This is a genomic window from Azospira sp. MPR-LB4 (assembly GCF_058809525.1).
Genome location: NZ_CM179521.1, coordinates 618,593 through 634,901, shown reverse-complemented (window position 1 = coordinate 634,901; position 16,309 = coordinate 618,593). Strand labels below are relative to the sequence as shown.

Below are 16,309 nucleotides of genomic sequence, written 5' to 3'. Positions count from 1 at the left end.
GCCGCTGCCCTTGCCGCAGGCGGGGCGGGACCGGACTTCTTGGCTGGCGCTGGAACGGCTGCCTGGCGCCAATTTTATCGCTGCACCGCAATAGTCGGGGAATTATCGGACGCAAGCCCCCGTTTTCAGCAATGGCCCTTGTTTTTCAACGATTAAATGTGATCCGGCAAGGCCGGGGCGCCGCGCCGGGGCCGGTGGACGGCCCGCCTGTCATACAAGCAGGATGGGCGTTGCCGGCCCGAATTTGGTAATCTGACGCCCGTTTTGTTTAGCCTGTCGCGGCGTTTTTGCCGCTTTGCCCGAAACGGGGAAAAAAGCACCATGAGCAATCCTTCCGATTACAACGCTTCGTCGATCACGGTCCTCAAGGGCCTGGAACCGGTGAAGCAGCGTCCGGGCATGTACACCCGGACCGAAAATCCCCTGCACATCATCCAGGAAGTCATCGACAACGCGGCGGACGAAGCCATTGCCGGTTTCGCCAAGAGCATCCTGGTCACCGTCCATGTGGATGGCTCCATTTCCGTGGCCGACAACGGCCGCGGCATTCCGGTGGAATTGCACCCGGTGGAAAATGCGCCGACGGTGGAAGTGGTGTTCACCCGCCTGCACGCGGGCGGCAAGTTCAACAAGGGCGCCGGCGGCGCCTACAGCTTCTCCGGCGGCCTGCACGGGGTCGGCGTTTCCGTCACCAACGCCCTGTCCACCCGCCTCGAGGTGGAAGTGGCCCGGGAAGGTGGCATGCACCGCCTGGTCTTCGCTGCCGGCGACGTGGTGGAGCCCCTGGCCCGCATCGGCGATGCGCCGAAGAAGGCCAGCGGCACCCGGGTGCGCGCCTGGCCCGACGCCAAGTATTTCGATTCCCCCACCATCCCCATGGGCGAGCTGGAGCACATCCTGCGCTCCAAGGCCGTGCTGCTGCCCGGCGTTGCCGTCACCCTGCACATCGAGCGCAGCGGCGAGACCAAGGAATGGGCCTACAAGGACGGCATGCGCGGCTACCTGGCCGAACTGCTGGACGGCACCGACCTGGTGATCCCCATGATCGTCGGCGAGAAATACGCCGGCAAGCCGACCAACGGCGACGGTTTCGCCGAGGGCGAGGGCGCCGCCTGGGCCATCGCCTGGACGGAAGAGGGCGCCCTGGCCCGGGAATCCTATGTGAACCTGATTCCCACCCCCGGCGGCGGCACCCACGAATCGGGCCTGCGGGACGGCATCTTCCAGGCCGTGAAGAGCTTCGTGGACATGCACAGCCTGCTGCCCAAGGGCGTCAAGCTGCTGCCGGAAGACGTTTTCGGCCGCGCCAGCTTCCTCCTTTCCGCCCGCATCCTGGACCCCAGCTTCCAGGGCCAGACCAAGGACCGCCTCAATTCCCGGGACGCGGTGAAGCTGGTCAGCGCCATGTTCCGCGACACCTTCGAGCTGTGGCTCAACGAGCACGTGGAATACGGCAAGAAGCTGGCCGAGCTTTCCATCAAGCAGGCCCAGAGCCGCCAGCGTTCCGCCCAGAAGGTGGAAAAGAAGAAGGGCAGCGGCGTCGCCGTGCTGCCGGGCAAGCTCACCGACTGCGAATCCGACGACATCGAGCGCAACGAGCTGTTCCTGGTGGAAGGCGATTCCGCCGGCGGTTCCGCCAAGCAGGGCCGGGACAAGGAATTCCAGGCCCTCCTGCCCCTGCGCGGCAAGGTGCAGAACAGCTGGGAAGTGGAGCCGGACCGGCTCTACGCCAACGTGGAAATCCACAACATCGCCGTGGCCATCGGTGTGGACCACCACACCCTGGAAAGCGACACCAGCATCGACGGCCTGCGCTACGGCAAGGTCATCATCATGTCCGACGCGGACGTGGACGGCAGCCACATCCAGTGTCTGCTCCTGACCCTGTTCTTCCGCCATTTCCCCAAGCTCATCGCCAACGGCAACATCTACGTCGCCAAGCCGCCCCTGTTCCGGGTGGACGTGCCGGGCCAGGGCAAGAACCGGCCGCCGCGCAAGATCTACGCCCTGGACGAGAACGAGCTGGAAGCGGTGAAGGACAAGCTGGTCAAGGAAGGCATCAAGCTCGAAGCCCTCTCCATCTCCCGCTTCAAGGGCCTGGGCGAAATGTCCAGCGAACAGCTGTGGGACACCACCCTCAACCCGGACACCCGCCGTCTGGTGCGGGTGGAATTCGGCGACTACCCCATGGAAGAGACCATCGCCAAGATGAACATGCTCATGGGCAAGGGCGAAGCCAGCTCCCGCCGCGAATGGCTGGAAGTGCACGGTAACGAAGTCGAGGCGGATATCTGACCATGACCCACAAGAACGAGCATAACAACGACAGCCTGAGCGGCGATCTCTTCGCCGCCGACGACAACAAGGCGACTGCCGCCGAAGTGGCCCAGGCCGAGGCCGTGGCCGAACACCTGATCGAACAGGCCGCGCAAATGGACGGTGCCCTGGAAGCCGCATCCAGCGGCGATGCTGGCGATGCCGATGCGGACATGCCCGTGGCTGCTGCCTCCGGGGGCAGCGGTGGCGGCAACAACCTGGCCCCCCTGCCGCCCCTGCCGACGGACGCCGATTCGGCCCCCCTGGCCCTCTTTGCCGAGCGGGCCTATCTGGAATACGCCGTCAGCGTGGTCAAGGGCCGGGCCCTGCCCGATGTCTGCGACGGCCAGAAGCCGGTGCAGCGCCGCATCCTCTACGCCATGAACGAGCTGGGCCTGACCAGCGGCGCCAAGCCGGTGAAGTCCGCCCGGGTGGTGGGCGACGTCATCGGTAAATACCACCCCCACGGCGATTCCTCCGTCTATGAAGCCATCGTCCGCGTCGCCCAGGATTTCTCCCTGCGCTACCCCCTGGTGGACGGCATCGGCAACTTCGGTTCCCGGGACGGCGACACCGCCGCCGCCATGCGTTACACGGAATGCCGCCTCACCCCCATCGCCCAGCTGCTGCTCGGCGAGCTGGACATGGGCACCGTGGATTTCCAGCCCAACTACGACGGCGCCTTCCAGGAACCGGCCCTGTTGCCGGCCCGCCTGCCCATGCTGCTGCTCAACGGCGCCTCCGGTATTGCCGTCGGCATGGCCACGGAAATGCCCAGCCACAACCTGCGGGAAGTCTCCGAAGCGGCCATCGCCCTGATCAGGAAGCCCGAACTGTCCGTGGCCGACCTCATGGAATACATCCCGGCGCCGGACTTCCCCGGCGGCGGCCAGATCATTTCCACCCCCGCCGACATCCGCAACGCCTACGAGACCGGCCGCGGCTCCCTCAAGGTGCGCGCCCGCTGGAAGGTGGAAGAACTGGCCCGGGGCCAGTGGCAGCTGGTGGTCTATGAACTGCCGCCCTCCGCCTCCAACCAGAAGATCCTGGAAGAGATCGAGGACCTGACCAATCCCAAGGTCAAGACCGGCAAGAAGACCCTGACCCAGGAACAGACCCAGACCAAGCAGCTGATCCTCTCGGTGCTGGAAAAGGCCCGGGACGAATCCGACAAGCAGCACCCGGTGCGCCTGGTGTTCGAACCCCGTTCCAGCCGCCAGGATGCGAACGAGTTCATGAACATCCTGTTGGCCCACACCTCCATGGAATCCTCGGCCCCCATCAACATGGTGGCCATCGGCCTGGACGGCCGGCCGCGGCAGAAGACCCTGAAGGACCTGCTGGCCGAGTGGATCGCCTTCCGCTTCGACACCGTGCGCCGCCGCACCGAGCACCGCCTGGGCAAGGTGAACGACCGCATCCACATCCTGGAAGGCCGGCACATCGTCTTCCTCAACATCGACGAAGTGATCCACCTCATCCGCGAGTCGGACGAGCCCAAGGCGGCGCTGATCGCCCGCTTCAACCTCTCCGACCGCCAGGCCGAAGACATCCTGGAAATCCGCCTGCGCCAGCTGGCCCGCCTCGAAGGCATCAAGATCGAGCAGGAACTGGCCGAGCTGCGGGAAGAGAAGGCCGGCCTGGAAAACCTCCTGGCCGACGACAAGGCCATGAAGAGCCTGATCATCAGCGAGATCAAGGCCGACACCAAGAAATACGGCGACGAGCGCCGCACCGTGGTGGAAGCCGCCGAGCGGGCCGCCGTGGCCCAGGTGGTGGTCAATGAACCCGTCACCGTGCTGCTCTCCGAAAAGGGCTGGATGCGCACCCGCCAGGGCCACGGCCTCGACCTTTCCACCGTCGGCTTCAAGGAAGGGGACCGCCTCTTCGCCGCCCAGGAATGCCGCACCGTGGACAACGTGGTGGTGCTGCTCACCGATGGCCGGGCCTGCACCGTGCCCGTCTCCAGCCTGCCCGGCGGGCGCGGCGACGGCGTGCCGGTGGCCACCCTCATCACCATCCCCAGCGGCGCCAAGGTGGCCCAGATGGTCTGCGGCAACGCCGAACAGCGGGTGCTGCTGGCCGTTTCCAGCGGCTACGGCTTCACCTGCCGCATCGGCGACATGCTCGGCCGCAACAAGGCCGGCAAGCAGTTCATCAGCGTCGAGCCGGGCGACACCATTCTCTCGCCATGGACCTTCGACAGCCACGAAACCCTGCTCGCCATCAGCAGCGGCGGCCGCCTGCTGGTGTTCCCCATCGCCGACGTGAACGAACTGCCCCGGGGCGGCCGTGGCGTCATCCTGATGAAACTCAACGAAGGCGACACCCTGGCCGCCGTGGCCGTGGCCGCCTCCGACGAGACCCTGCAGATCCGCTGCATCTCCAAGACCGGCAAGGAAACCCAGATGTCCGTGACGCCCAAGGACGTGCAAATCTTCCTCAGCGCCCGGGCCCGCAAGGGCGAAGCCTTCATCGGTAGAACCCAGCCGGTGGGCTTTGTACGGGAGACGCCGCTGAAGTAGGGCGGTTGATGGGAAAAGAAAAGGGGCGCTTAGGCGCCCCTTTTTTTTGACTGCTTTCGACTCAAAGCTGAAATCGGTTGCTTGGGAAAGCGGAAGTTCAACGTTGGAATTCAGCGGCCGCCGGAGGCGGTCCACTGGAATGACGGGTTAGGTGCGTTCATTGCTTTGCATCCTTTCAATAAACGCCCCAAAAATTTTGTCACCAGCGGTGGATTCGAGCGATCTGAACTGTTTACCTGCAGCAATGGACAAGCGGGTAGCAAGCCCTTCGTCCTTGGAAGCGAGCTTCGCAATTGTTGCGACGGCCCCCTTAACAGCAACTAGAAGTTCATCGGGCCTAAGCGAGACAAATTGGCCTGGATTGGTAAGTTCGAGTGCTGCTTGAGCTAGCGTTGGATCGTCAGTACCGAATGAGTAGAAGACTGACCTTGCTTTACCTGATTTACTCAAATCCGACTCCCACCCAAGGGTGTGGAGAACAGAGCATCTTGCGGCGTAGAGTTCTAGCGCCGCACATTGAATGCTACTGCCTGGAAGAATGTGACTGTCGCAGAGCGCAGTGAACCGCTCGCGAACCCCTTGGGTCTTATCGCCATAAAGCGCCCAAGCCAACGTATCCATCGCCGTGTAGAGCAATACAAGCATAGGAATATCAAGAGCGCGCTCCCGGCACAACTCGGCAGCCTCAAACATCTTCGCGAATGTGCTCTTTTCTAGGGGAGACATTAAAGCACCCAACGTGGAGGTCATGGACGCTGCGCGACTTTATCGCGCAGTGTCCCCCGCCGCAGGGTTAGCTTTCTCGTTCGTCGCCACTCCCTGAGGCGCCGCCACCTCCGCAACCTTGGTAGGGTCACTTGGGGCCGGAACACTGTTAGCGGCCAAACCTACAAGCTGAAAAGTGACCGCCACGTAGATGCATGACAAGCCAAGGTAAGTCCAGCCCTTCAAGGAGCCAAACATGAAACCAAGGGTTCTTTTGAACTTGCTGCTGTTCCTTTTATCGGCGGCGTTCTGTTGTCGCAGTTGATCGAGAGTTTGACCGAGCCCTGCGTCAATCGGCATGAGGATGTGATTCACACCAAACGCCATGTTCAAGGTGAATAGACCGATGAAAGTTGCGAACATGAGGAGCACTAAGCACCAATTGCCGGATGGCCCGAGCGCAATGGTGAATTTCAACAATGCGCCACAGGCAAGATACCAAGTCAGATTCTTGAATATGGCGTCAGTGACGTCTTTCTGAGTAATGACGTCACCAAAAGTCATCTTCGGAGTTTCCTGGGACATACGCACCTCTGTGTTGAGAAACCTAAGAGTTATTAAACGGACCCTCTGGGTCCGTATATGAATTGATATACAGGCAGCAACTATGCTTAAGGAATTGCTTGTGGGGCAAGGAAGTGGCCTCCGATGGGTCCGTATAACAACTCCAATAATGCGGACACCAAGAAGGTTGCTCGGATGTCCGCTTACGGGACAAATTCATCAATGACCACTCATGGTCGGAAGTGGACATGGCTAGGTAGAGATTCGGCTCAAGAAAGTCGGTCCAATTATGAATTGCCAATTTTTGCGAGCAGCCGTCGTTTCCGTTCGGCCGACAAACATTCATTCCCCCTCACTGCCTCACCGCCTTCCCCTGAATAGCCCGGTTCAACGCCCGCACCACTTCCCTCAACCTGATTTCCAGCGTCTCCTGGCCGGCCTGGGAGGCGCTTTGGTCTTCCATGGCGGCGCGGGCCATGCGGATCAGGGAGTGTTCCTGTTCGCTGCTGAGGCCCAGGCGGACGAAGGCGTCTTCCATTTCGTGCAGGTGGGCGATCAGGGCGGCCTGGGCTTGCAGGCGCTGTTCCTGCTGCCGTTTTTCGATCTCTTCCAGGGTGACGCTGAGCTGGGTGACGGCCTGGACGATGGCTTCGGCCTGGGCCAGGCGCAGGTTTTCCGTGCCCAGGGCCTGCAGCCGGGCTTCGGCGGCTTCGGCGACGATGGCCAGGTGGTCCCGCAGGCGGCCGACCCGGTCCGGGTCGTCCTGGGGCAGTTGGGGAATGAGCAGGGTCACCAGGGGGTAGTTGATGACCATGCGTTCTGCGGACTGGACGATGCGCGGCAGGTTGCGGGCGTATTCGAGAATGGCGCTTTCCAGGGGGGCTACCGAGCCCTGGCTGCTGAAGTGCAGGGGGGCGTGGTCGGGGCTGCGGATTTCCACGGCGCCCTGGAGGCCGTAGCCGCCCAGGGTGTTGAAAATTTCCTGGGCCAGTTCCCGGGGGCTGAGGGCAAGGAAGGACTTGCGCATGAATTCGAGCACGGCGCCCATCTCGCCCATGGAGGACATGGCGGAGAAGGCCACGGTCTGGGCCATGTCGGCCCGGGAGGCGAGGGAGTCGCGCAGTTCCAGCTGGCCGATGGCCTGGCGGATCTTGCGCGTCAGCTCGTCGGGCATGAAGGGCTTGACCAGGAAGTCGTTGCCGCCCGCGTCGTAGGCCGCCAGCCGGGTCTCCATGTCGTCGTGGCTGGAGATGAACAGCACGTGGGGCCGTTCGTGGCCGTCCTGGCGCAGGGCGCGGCAGGTGGCGATGCCGTCGAGGCCGTCCATTTCCACGTCGAGGATGATGATGTCGGGCTGCTCCTCCACCCGGCCCAGGCAGGCCTGGCCGTCCTCCAGCTCGATCATGGTGAAGCCCTGTTCTTCCAGGCTGTTGGTGGTGACCAGCCGGGCCAGGGGGTCGTCGTCGACGATGAAAATCTTCATGGTTCCTCCCGCAGATTACTGATTGCTGATGTGAATTGGTTCAGTCGCTAAATTCGGTGGCGGTGCGCACGAAGGCCCGCTCCTGGGCCTGCATGGCGGCCACCACGGTGGGGTCGAAATGCCTGCCGGCCTGGCCGACGATGTAGGCCAGGGCTTCGTCGTGGGGCATGGGCGGCTTGTAGACGCGCCGGGAAATGAGGGCGTCGTAGACGTCGGCCACGGCCATCAGGCGGGCCGAGACGGGAATGTCCTCGCCCTTGATGGCCTGGGGGTAGCCGCCGCCGTCCCAGTGCTCGTGGTGGCCGTAGGCGATCTCCATGCCGTAGCGCAGGAAGTCGTTGTCTTCCCCCACTTCCTTGGCCACCTGGGAAATGGCGTCGCGGCCGATGCGGCAGTGCTCGCGCATGATTTCCCACTCGGCGGCGTCGAGCTTGCCCGGCTTGAGCAGGATGCGGTCGGGGATGCCCACCTTGCCGATGTCGTGCAGGGGGGCGGACTTGTAGAGCAGGGTCACCACCTGGTCGTCCAGGTGGTGGCGGAAGTCCGGGTGGTCCTGCAGTTCCAGGCCCAGGATGCGCACGTAGTTCTGGGTGCGGCGGATGTGGTTGCCGGTCTCGTTGTCCCGGGCCTCGGCCAGGGAGCAGAAGGCGCGGATGGTGGCCTCCTGGCCGGAAATGACCTGCTGCTTGCGCTGCAGCAGTTCCCGGGTCTGCTCCATGTATTCCCGGGTGCGCTGGGCGACCAGGGCTTCCAGGTTTTCGTTCTGCTCCCGCAGCTGGCGGCTGGTGGCGGCCAGCTGCAGGTGGGTGCGCAGGCGGGCCTTGATGCCGGGCATGGAGAAGGGCTTGTGGATGAAGTCCACCGCGCCCAGGGCCAGGCCCCGGGCTTCCACGTCCGGGCTGTCGAGGGCGGTGATGAAGATCACCGGCAGTTCCCGGGTGGTCGCATTGGCCTTGATCTGGCGGCAGAGGGAAAAACCGTCCAGGTGGGGCATGACGATGTCGAGCAGGAAAATGTCGGCCCGGCCGCCCTGCTTCAGGTAGAGCTGGACGTCGGTGCCGTCGGGGAAGGTGCGCACCTCGTAGTCTTCCTGGAGCATGGCCTCCAGCAGCAGGAGGTTTTCCGCCTGGTCGTCGGCGATCACGAGGATGGGCCGGGAGGTCATGGCGCGTTCTCCTGCAACTGGTCCAGATACTGGTGGATGGTGGCGAACAGCCGCTCCAACTGGTCCGCCAGTTCGCCGGCCAGGACCGCGCTTTCCGGCTCGCCGGCGGCGGCGGCGTATTCCAGGCGGCGGGCCAGGGTGGCGGTGGGTACGGCGGCCAGGTTGGCGGCGGAGCCGTAGAGAGCATGGCCGAGGCGGCGCAGCCGCTCCAGGTCCGGGTTGCAGGCCAGGTCCCGCAGTTCGTCGGGCAGGCGGCCGTTGCTTTCCAGGAACAGGCGCAGGAAGCGCTCCATCAGCCCGGGCTTGACCCCCAGGCGGCTGCGCAGCTGGGGCCAATCTATCGCGTCGGAATCGAGGTCGCTAGCAGGGGGAGGTGGTGGGGTTGTCGGGGTCGGCAGCGGGTTGGGCGGGGCCTGCCACAGGGGCGAGGGCCGGGCGTCGCTGCGCACCACCCGCAGGATGGCCTCCACCAGGGCGTCGAGCTGGTAGGGCTTGCCCACGTGGTCCACCATGCCGGCGTTGAGGCAGTTCTGCCGGTCTTCCAGGGTGACGTTGGCGGTGACGCCGATGATGGGCAGCTCCGGGTACTGGCGGCTCACTTCCCGGGCCGCGGTGTAGCCGTCCATGACCGGCATCTGGACGTCGGTGAGGAACAGCTGGAAGTCCTGGGGGCCGCGTCGTTGCAGGGTTTCCACCGCCTCCAGGCCGTTCTCGACGCAGACGATGCTGGCCCCTTCCGATTCCAGCAGTTCCCGCAGCACCAGCCGGTTGGCCTGGTTGTCCTCGGCGATGAGGATGGCGATGCCGCCCAGGCGGCGCTGGGGGTCCGCCGCCGTGGTGCCGGCGGCGCACTGGCCCAGGGCCAGGGATTCCACATGGCAGGCGCGCAGGGGCCGCTCCAGGTATTGCAGCTCCGGCGCCAGGGGGCTGGGAGGGGGCAGGCAGCCGGGCTGGTGCAGCACGGCCACCCGTTCGCCCCGTTGCAGCAGGCGGCCGAGGAGGGCGGGCTCCACCTTGACGTCGGCGACGACCAGGGCCAGGCCGCTGGGGGTGGTGGCCGCGTCGCCGCCGATGATGGCGGTGGAAATGCCGTAGGCCGCCAGGGTGGCGGCCAGCTGGCGCCGGTCCTCCTGCTCGAAACCGAGCAGGCCGACCTGCAGGGGCGGGGAGGGCTGGGCCTCGACCACGTTGTGCATGGGGATGCGGATGGAGAAGCAGGTGCCCTGGCCCGGGGTGGATTCCACCTCGATGCTGCCGCCCATCATCTCCACCAGGCGCTTGGTGATGGTGAGCCCCAGGCCGGTGCCGCCGAAGCGCCGGGAGGCGCCGCCGTGGCCCTGCTCGAAGGCGTGGAAGAGGCGCCCCAGCTGCTCCCGGTTCATGCCGATGCCGGTGTCGCGGATGCTGTAGATGAGGTCCTGGCCGTCCCGTTCCTCGCGCAGGGTGATGCTGCCCTGGTCGGTGAACTTGAGGGCATTGCCCAGCAGGTTGAGCAGCACCTGGGCCAGGCGCAGGGAGTCGCCGTCGAAGGCGGCGGGCAGGTTGTCGCTTTCCTCCACCCGCAGTTCCAGGCCCTTCTGGAAAACCGAGGCGGCCATCAGCTTGACCACGTGGTCCACCACCTCGCAGGGATTGGTGGGCTGCATCTCCAGCTTCATCTTGCCGGCTTCGATCTTGGAGAAGTCCAGGATGTCGTTGATGATGCCCAGGAGGTGCTGGCCGGCGTCATGGATGCGCTGGAAGCCAATCCTGGCGCGGGATTCCGGCGTCTCCCGCTGGCCCAGCTGGGCGAAGCCGAGGATGGCATTGAGCGGGGTGCGGATCTCGTGGCTCATGTTGGCGAGGAACTCGCTCTTGATGCGGGCCAGCTGCTCCGCCGCCTCCCGCGCCGCTTCCCGGGTGGCGTCGGCCTGGCGTCGCTCGGTGATGTCCTGCAGGGTGCCCACCACCTGCAGGCGGCCCTGGCGGCGCTGCACGTCGAAGGTGTCCGCCACCCAGCGGCAGGTGCCCTGCTGCAGCACCCGGTATTCGAAGAGATGGCGCCCTTCGGTGTGGAGGGCCTGGCCCATGGCCTGGGCCATGGCTTCCCGGTCCTCCGGGTGGATGGCCTGGAGGAATTCGGCGAAGCTGCCCTGGTGCAGGTCGAACAGGGTGTTGCCGCTGAGGGCCGGCAGGTGGCATTCCAGTTCCGGGTCGTATTCCCAGGCCCCCAGGCCGGCGGCGGCGATGGCCAGGCGCAGGCGGGCCTCGCTGGCCCGCAGTTCGGCGGAGCGGGATTCCACCAGCTGTTCCAGCTTGTCCCGGTGCTGCTCCAGTTCCACCTGGGTCTGGCGCAGGGCCTGCTCGGCCTGTTTCAGCTCGCTGACGTCGGTGAGGCTGGCGACGATGCCGTCGATCTGGCCGTTCTGCATCAGGGGCTGGTAGCGCAGGCTGATGTGATAGGTGCCCCGGCTGGGCCTGTCCACCGACAGCTGGAAGCGCACCGACTGGCCTTGCAGCGCCGCCTGCAGGTGGGGCAGTGCCTTCTCGAAGCGGTCCGCCGGCAGCAGCTCCTGCAGGGCCAGGCCGCGGATGCTCTCCGGCGTGTGGCCCAGGAATTCGGCGAATTCCCGGTTGCACAGGCACACCCGCAGGTCCCGGTCGTAGATGGCCAGGCCGTCGCCGGCGTTGAGCACCAGCTGCTCGTAGCGCTGCTGGTTGAGCTCGGCCAGCTTCTTGTCGTGGATGTCGATGTTCATCCCCACCCAGGCGCCGATGCGGCCGTTGGCCAGGCGCAGGGGCACGGCGCGGCAGTGGGTCCAGCGCCACTGGCCGGAATGGTGGCGCAGGCGGTGGTCCATCTCCAGGATGGAGTTCTGGCTGAGGGCCTGGCGCCAGCGCCGGGCCAGTTCCTCCTTGTCTTCCGGGTGAATGGAGGCCAGGCGCAGATCGCCGTCGGCCATGCTGCTGCCGGTGTAGGCCTGCCAGGAGGGGGAGTCCTCGAAGATTTCGCCCCGGGCGTTGCAGCTCCAGACAATCTGGGCCGAGGCTTCCACCAGGGCCTTGTAGCGGGCTTCCGTCTGCAGGGACTGGTGCTGGGCCTGGCTGATGGCGGTGACGTCGGTGTTGGTGCCGATGATGCGGCGTACCTGGCCGTCGTTGCGGATGGCCATGGCGCGGCAGAGCACGTCGTGCCAGGTGCCGTCCTTGCTGCGCATGCGCAGGACCTGCTCGATACGCTCCCGGCCGGTGGCGCCGGTGGCGTCGCTGAGGATGGCCATGGCCCGGGTCAGGTCGTCCGGGTGGATGAACTGGCGCCAGGTTTCCAGGCTGCAGGGATATTCGTTTTCGCCGTAGCCGAGCATGGTGAACCAGCGGGGCGAGAGGTAGAGGGCGTTGCTGCTCAGGTCCCAGTCCCAGAGGCCGTCGTTGGTGGCGGTGAGGGCCAGGTCGAGCCGTTCCCAGACGATCTCCAGCTCCCGCTCGATGCGCTGGCGCCGCTGCTTTTCCTCGCTTTCCTCGATGCTGCGGCAGATGGCGGGCATGAGCCGGGCCAGCCGGTCCTTGAGGACGAAGTCGGAGGCGCCCAGCCTGAGCAGGTCCACCGCGTCCTCGTCCATGAGGGAGCCGGAGACGACGATCACCGGCACCTCCGGCTGGCGCCGGCGGATCAGGTGGAAGGCGTCCTCGAAAGAGAGGCCGGGAATGGAGTAGTCGCACAGCACCACATCCCAGTGGCGATCCTCCAGGGCCTCGTTGAGCTCGTCCACGTTGCCGACGTGCCGGGTTTCCACCGGGATCTCCCCGTGGCTGAGGCTGCGGGCCAGGAGCAGGTAATCGCTGGCCATGTCCTCGATGACCAGGATGTGCAGCGGCGAGAGCATGGGGCAGCCTCCTCTCAGTTCTTCGGCGGTATGTTGGTGGCCAGCCAGTACACCCCCATGCGGGCCACGGTTTCGGCGAATTCGCCGAAATCCAGGGGTTTGCGCACGAAGCTGTTGGCGCCGTCCTCGTAGGAGGCGAGGCGGTCCTGCTCTTCGTCGGAGGAGGTCAGCATCACCACCGGCAGCAGGTGGGTGCGGGAATCGGCGCGCAGGCGCTTGAGCACGTCCAGGCCGCTGATGCGGGGCAGGTTGATGTCCAGCAGCACCACGGTGGGCAGGGGCTGGCCGGCCCGTCCGGAAAACTCGCCTTCGGCGAAGAGGTAGTCCAGGGCCTGCTGGCCGTCCCGGGCCACGTCCACCTGGTTGGCCAGGTTCACCTTGCGCAGGGCCCGCAGGATCAGCTTTTCGTCCTGGTCGTTGTCTTCCACCAGCAGAATGTTCTTGTCCATGGTTCGGGTCCTTTCAAGTGGGCAGGGTGATGCGGAAGACGGCGCCCTGGTTCACCGCCGAGGAGGCCGTGATGTCGCCGCCGTGGCGGTGGATGATGCGTTGCACCGTGGCCAGGCCGATGCCGGTGCCGGCAAATTCGCTCTGCCGGTGCAGGCGCTGGAAGGGCTTGAACAGCTTGTTGGCGTAGTTCATGTCGAAGCCGGCGCCGTTGTCGGCGACGCACCAGGCGACGGTGTCGGCGGTGATGCTGTCGGCGTAGACGCGGATGTGGGGCGCCTTCTGGTGGGCCGAATACTTCCAGGCGTTTTCCATGAGGTTGCGCATCACCACTTCCAGCATGGCGGGATCGCCGTGGACCTGGATGCCGGGTTCCACCTCCAGGGTGAAATGGGCGCCCCGCTGGTGGCTGCGGATTTCCCGGGCCATGGCCTCGGCCAGGGCGGAGATGTCCACCGGCTCCCGGCGCAGTTCGCCCCGGGTGCAGCGGGAGAGGGTGAGCAGGCCGTCGATCAGTTCTCCCAGGTGGCGGCCGCCGCGGATGATCTCGTCGAGGAATTCCCTGGCCTCGCCTTCCAGCTTGTCGCCGTAGTCCTCCAGCAGCGCCTGGCTGAAGCCGGTGATGGCCCGCAGGGGCGCCCGCAGGTCGTGGGAGACGGCGTAGGCGAAGCCTTCCAGCTCGTGGTTGGCCGCCGCCAGCTCGGCGGTGCGCTCCTTCACCCGCCGTTCCAGGCTGTCGTTGAACTGGCGGATCTGCTCTTCCGCCGCCACTTCCCGGGTGATGTCCCGGGCCACGCCGGCGGCGCGCTCGGCCTTGCCCTCCGGGGTGCGTTCGAATTCCGCCGTGAGATGGACCCAGCGCAGTTCGCCCCGGTGCCGGATGCGGCACTTGATGTCGAAGGGGGCCGTACCGGCCTCGGCCTCGCGCCAGGCCTGCTGCAGGTTCGCCACGTCTTCGGCGTGGGCCAGCTGCAGCAGCTGGGCGCAGTTGTACTCGCCCGGCGGCCAGTCCACGATGGGGGTGAAGTCGGGGATGAACCAGCGGCCCTGCTTGAGGTCCGCCGCCCAGCTGGCGAAGTGGCCGAGGCGCTGGCCCTGGGAAATGATGCGGCGGGCTTCGCTGAGGGCCGCCATCATTTCCCGCTCCACCTGCACGTCCGTGTTGCTGCCGATCCAGCGGATCAGCTTGCCTTCCCGGTCCTTGAGGGCCGAGGCCCGGGTGTCGAACCAGCGGTACTGACCGTCGTGGCGGCGGATGCGCAGGTCGATGCGCAGGTTCTCGCCCCGGGCGATGCAGCTTTCCCAAGCGGCGTTGAGGCGGCCCTGGTCCTCCGGGTGGATCTGGGCCATCCAGGCCCGGCCCAGCTGCTCGCTTGCCGGCCGGCCGGTGTATTCCTCCCACTGGCGGCTGAGAAAGTCGCAACGGGTGTCCGGCGTCGCAGTCCAGATCAGCTGCTGCAGGGAATTGCACAGCTGGCGCAGCTGGTTCTCGCTTTCCTGCAGGGCCTGCTGGTCCTTGAGGGCGTCGATCAGCTGGGAGCAGCTGTCCACCACCGGCTGCAGGTAGTCGGCCAGGGCCTGGTCGTAGCCGCCGGGCCGATTGGCCAGGCCGACGCTGCCGACGATGCGGCCGTCGCGGAAGATGGGCAGGCCGAGGAAGGCCTGCATGGGCGGATGTCCGGCCGGGATGCGGTCGTTGTGCCGGGGATGATGTGCCGGATCGTTGGCGATGACTGCCGCGCCGCTGTCGATGGCGGCGGCGTAGAGACCGTTGAGGCCGACGAACTGCATGCGGCCCGCGGCCGCTCCGGCGTATTGCTGACGGCTGGCCTCGTCCCAGGCAATGTCGGAGAGGGCGAGGAAGCGCTGCACCGGCTCGCCGTCGGGGCGGTAGCTCAGTTCGGTGATGTAGCCGAACTGGCTGTTGGAGAGATCGAGGATTTCCGTCAGCACCAGGGCGAAGATGGTGTGACCGTCGTGGCCCCGGATGTAGGCGTCGCGCAGGCGGGCGATGCTGGCCAGGCGCCGGTGCTCCTGGGCCAGGGCGGCCTGGTTGCCCTGCTGTTGCCGCACTTCCCGGGCCAGGCTGCGTAGCAGCTGCAGCAGCAGCAGGCTGATGGTGCCGCCGGTGGCCAGGATGATGAGGGAGGAATGCTGCTCCAGTTCCGCCTCGAAGGCCGGGGTGCTCTGGAAGCGCAGGGTCCATTCGCGCATGGGCAAGGCCAGGGTCACCTGGGTGCGGCGGATGCCGCTGCTGTCGGTGATGCCGCTACGGGTGGCGTAGAGGCGGTTGGCTTCGCTGAAGGGGGCGCCGTCGTAGATCTCGAAGTCCAGTTCCCGGCCCCAGTGGCCCAGGATGTCGGTCATCAGGTCGCCCATACGGAAAGGGCTGTAGACGAAGCCGAGCAGGGCCTGGCGGCGCTGGGCGGTGGTTTCCAGGGGCTGGCCGGGGCGATACACCGGCATGTAGAGCACGGTGCCGGCCTGGATGTCGTGGCCGTCCTCCTGCACCAAGGTGACCCGGCTGGTGAGGGCGGCACTGTTGCGGTCCCGGGCCAGTTCCATGGCGGCGCGGCGGGTCGGGTCCGAATACATGTCGTAGCCGAAGGCCCGCTGGTTGCGCTCGGAGAAGGGCTCGATCAGGTGGATGCTGCTGTAGACGGGACGGTCGCCCCGGGGGCTGATGGCAAAGTCGGGAAAGCCTTCCTGGCGCACCTGTTTTTCGTAGGCCGCCCGCTCTTCCGCCTTGAGCATGACGGTATAGCCCAGGGCCAGGATGCCCGGGTAGTGTTCCTTCAGGTTGAGGGCCTGGAAGAAGTCCCGCCATTCCTGCCGGGTGACGTCATCCGAGGACAGGATCAGGCCGACGGCGCCGCGCAGAATCTGCTCGTGCTCCTGCATGCGCAGGGTGATGCGCTGGCTGGCCTCGGCCACGTAGCGCTGGAAGCGTTCCTCAGTGATGCGGTCGTTGGTGGCGACGGACGTGCGCCAGAACCACAGGCTCAGGGCCAGGGCAATGGTCAGGACCGCCCAGGGGCTGGCCGGGTGCAACAGCAGGGCTTGCCCCCGGGAGAGCCGGGGCGGCGGCTGGGGATGTGCCGTCATGGTCTTGTCTCCAGGCTGTGGCAGCCTTGGTTCTGGTTATTTTCCAGGCCATTATGGGGAAAAGACTATGGTGGCGACATACGAAAAAAGTAGTAGGAATAAAGACTTAAGTAGTTCTACGGATATAAAAAAGGCC

At 65.7% G+C, this 16,309-nt stretch carries 9 protein-coding genes; 2 read left to right on the top strand and 7 right to left on the bottom strand.

The window, feature by feature from the left end; genetic code table 11:
- Positions 1-321: 321 nt before the first annotated feature.
- Positions 322-2,295 carry a DNA topoisomerase IV subunit B gene (locus AC3QLZ_RS02950; RefSeq protein WP_014237813.1) on the top strand — a complete coding sequence of 658 codons (1,974 nt, stop codon included), beginning with the start codon at positions 322-324 and terminating at the stop codon, positions 2,293-2,295.
- Positions 2,296-2,297: 2 nt separating this feature from the next.
- Complete coding sequence (gene parC / locus AC3QLZ_RS02945) at positions 2,298-4,841, top strand: DNA topoisomerase IV subunit A (RefSeq protein WP_014237812.1); 2,544 nt, start codon at positions 2,298-2,300, stop codon at positions 4,839-4,841.
- Between the two features lie 147 nt (positions 4,842-4,988).
- Here the strand turns inward: parC and AC3QLZ_RS02940 are convergent, their stop codons facing one another.
- The 7 genes from AC3QLZ_RS02940 to AC3QLZ_RS02910 form a co-directional block, all read right to left on the bottom strand.
- On the bottom strand, positions 4,989-5,591 hold the full coding sequence (locus tag AC3QLZ_RS02940; protein WP_014237811.1) for a hypothetical protein: 603 nt from the start codon (positions 5,589-5,591) through the stop codon (positions 4,989-4,991).
- A gap of 15 nt (positions 5,592-5,606) precedes the next feature.
- Complete coding sequence (locus AC3QLZ_RS02935; RefSeq protein WP_157870644.1) at positions 5,607-6,131, bottom strand: hypothetical protein; 525 nt, start codon at positions 6,129-6,131, stop codon at positions 5,607-5,609.
- 331 nt (positions 6,132-6,462) lie between these two features.
- Complete coding sequence (locus AC3QLZ_RS02930) at positions 6,463-7,593, bottom strand: response regulator (protein ID WP_014237810.1); 1,131 nt, start codon at positions 7,591-7,593, stop codon at positions 6,463-6,465.
- 40 nt (positions 7,594-7,633) lie between these two features.
- Complete coding sequence (locus AC3QLZ_RS02925; protein ID WP_014237809.1) at positions 7,634-8,758, bottom strand: HD domain-containing phosphohydrolase; 1,125 nt, start codon at positions 8,756-8,758, stop codon at positions 7,634-7,636.
- Positions 8,755-12,621, bottom strand: coding sequence for a PAS domain-containing protein (locus AC3QLZ_RS02920; protein ID WP_014237808.1), 3,867 nt, complete (start codon positions 12,619-12,621; stop codon positions 8,755-8,757). The genes AC3QLZ_RS02925 and AC3QLZ_RS02920 overlap by 4 nt, the downstream gene beginning before the upstream one ends.
- 14 nt (positions 12,622-12,635) lie before the next feature.
- The gene (locus AC3QLZ_RS02915) at positions 12,636-13,070 is read right to left on the bottom strand and encodes a response regulator (protein ID WP_014237807.1); all 435 of its coding nucleotides are present in this window, start codon (positions 13,068-13,070) and stop codon (positions 12,636-12,638) included.
- Positions 13,071-13,083: 13 nt separating this feature from the next.
- Positions 13,084-16,173, bottom strand: coding sequence for a CHASE domain-containing protein (locus AC3QLZ_RS02910; RefSeq protein ID WP_014237806.1), 3,090 nt, complete (start codon positions 16,171-16,173; stop codon positions 13,084-13,086).
- Positions 16,174-16,309 lie beyond the last annotated feature (136 nt).

Excerpts from the sequence above, each read along its gene's own strand:
- AC3QLZ_RS02950 (WP_014237813.1), top strand. The coding sequence starts at position 322 with ATGAGCAATCCTTCCGATTACAACGCTTCGTCGATCACGGTCCTCAAG.
- parC (WP_014237812.1), top strand. The coding sequence starts at position 2,298 with ATGACCCACAAGAACGAGCATAACAACGACAGCCTGAGCGGCGATCTC.
- AC3QLZ_RS02940 (WP_014237811.1), bottom strand. The coding sequence starts at position 5,591 with ATGACCTCCACGTTGGGTGCTTTAATGTCTCCCCTAGAAAAGAGCACA.
- AC3QLZ_RS02935 (WP_157870644.1), bottom strand. The coding sequence starts at position 6,131 with ATGTCCCAGGAAACTCCGAAGATGACTTTTGGTGACGTCATTACTCAG.
- AC3QLZ_RS02930 (WP_014237810.1), bottom strand. The coding sequence starts at position 7,593 with ATGAAGATTTTCATCGTCGACGACGACCCCCTGGCCCGGCTGGTCACC.
- AC3QLZ_RS02925 (WP_014237809.1), bottom strand. The coding sequence starts at position 8,758 with ATGACCTCCCGGCCCATCCTCGTGATCGCCGACGACCAGGCGGAAAAC.
- AC3QLZ_RS02920 (WP_014237808.1), bottom strand. The coding sequence starts at position 12,621 with ATGCTCTCGCCGCTGCACATCCTGGTCATCGAGGACATGGCCAGCGAT.
- AC3QLZ_RS02915 (WP_014237807.1), bottom strand. The coding sequence starts at position 13,070 with ATGGACAAGAACATTCTGCTGGTGGAAGACAACGACCAGGACGAAAAG.
- AC3QLZ_RS02910 (WP_014237806.1), bottom strand. The coding sequence starts at position 16,173 with ATGACGGCACATCCCCAGCCGCCGCCCCGGCTCTCCCGGGGGCAAGCC.